The 707-nt window shown below is 56.3% G+C and carries 1 protein-coding gene; it reads right to left on the minus strand.

Annotated features, from left to right (window positions below; all coding sequences use genetic code 11):
* Nucleotides 1–179 precede the first annotated feature (179 nt).
* Nucleotides 180–707: hypothetical protein (locus ACXJ7R_RS35360; RefSeq protein WP_457155835.1), on the minus strand; the 528-nt coding region annotated here is incomplete at its 5' end.

The following is a 707-nucleotide window of genomic DNA, read 5'->3' on the forward strand; positions in this document are numbered from 1 at the left end:
TGAGGRCATTCCGCAATGTCTTGATACTCCTTCAAAGACCGCTGCTCGGATCAACGCTTATTGCGGACGACGAGGCCGGAATATCGAGAACGCTAACGTTCGAGCGACGAGGAGAGACGCACTACGAGGTCAGTCATGGCTTGCCTCGACCGCCTTACAATATTGCGATTGCGTCCCAATCAGAACTTCCAGCTATTCCCAATTCGTTGTTCATCGAAACAAGCGAGATCGGTGAAATCCTGGCGCGAGCAGAAAGTGCCGCTGCCGCTCACGCGGAGCTTCGCWATCACGTGGAGCAGACGGAATTGCTGGCTTCCGGTCTCCGCCGGGAAATTGAAACGGCTGGTGAAACCATCAAAGCTCAAATCGAACGGGCCGAAAAAGCGGAAGCCGCTTTGGCATTGGCCCAGTCTGGAAGCCATGCCGCCCAGGCTGAGCTTCGCAGTCACATGGAGCAGACGGAATTGCTGGCTTCCGGTTTCCGCCGCGAAATTGAAACGGCTAGTGAAACCATCAAAGCTCAACTCGAACGGGCCCAAAATGCGGAAGCCGCTTTGGCCTTGGTTCAGTCGGGAAACCGTACTGTCATTGACGAACTGCGATCCGAGTTGACGCAAGTAAGCTCCGAGTTGGCCGTTGCAGGCGTGCAGCGGGACGTGCTGAGAACGTCGTTCCGGGGCCACGCCAACCTCCTCACTGAATCGCGT

Source organism: Mesorhizobium sp. P5_C1 (assembly GCF_054049815.1).